This is a genomic window from Candidatus Thermoplasmatota archaeon (genome assembly GCA_022848865.1).
Taxonomy (GTDB): domain Archaea; phylum Thermoplasmatota; class Thermoplasmata; order RBG-16-68-12; family JAGMCJ01; genus JAGMCJ01.
The window spans coordinates 1-664 of sequence record JAJISE010000109.1 but is presented as its reverse complement, the minus strand read 5'-3'; the positions used below and the strand labels follow the sequence as shown (position 1 = coordinate 664).

Annotated in this window: 1 protein-coding gene; it reads right to left on the bottom strand. The window is 59.2% G+C overall.

Going from position 1 to position 664, the window contains the following annotated elements; all coding sequences use genetic code 11:
• Positions 1-601 (bottom strand): translation initiation factor IF-2 subunit gamma (locus LN415_09905; GenBank protein MCJ2557395.1); only part of this gene is annotated, 601 nt, incomplete at its 3' end.
• Positions 602-664 lie beyond the last annotated feature (63 nt).

The window sequence follows — 664 nt, the reverse complement described above, 5'->3', positions numbered from 1 at the left end:
AAAGGTCGTGTTCGACGGTCGGGACGTGTTCTTCAATCGTCTGGATGAGCTTGTCGACGTTCACCCCGTGGACCGCCGATATGGGGATGATGGGGGCGTCCTTGGCAGGGGTCCCCTTCAGGAACTCTCTGATCTGTTTGTGGTTCTCCACGACCTCCTCGCGCGATGCCAGTTCGATTTTGTTCTGGGCCACGACGATCTTGTGGGTCTCGATTATCTCGAGTCCCATGAGGTGCTCCTTGGTCTGTGGTTGGGGGCACGGCTCGTTCGCGGCTATTACCAGGACCGCGCCGTCCATTATCGCAGCGCCCGACAGCATGGTCGCCATCAGGGTCTCGTGGCCAGGGGCGTCGACGAACGAGACGCGGCGCAGGACCTTCGTCTTCCCGCCGCATCCGGGGCACTTCTCCTTAGTGGTGTAGGTCTTACACTTGGGACACTTCGCGAAGATGGTATCGGCGTAGCCCAGCTTGATTGATATGCCGCGCCGGAGCTCCTCGCTGTGTCGATCGGTCCACACGCCCGACATCGCCTCGGTGAGCGTCGTCTTGCCGTGGTCGATGTGTCCAATCATACCTATGTTCGATACCGGTAGATCCAATTGAGCGCCTCCTCAGTCGCCTTTCTTTTCCTTCTTGGAGGGCTCCGGTTTTTCCTCGGGTTT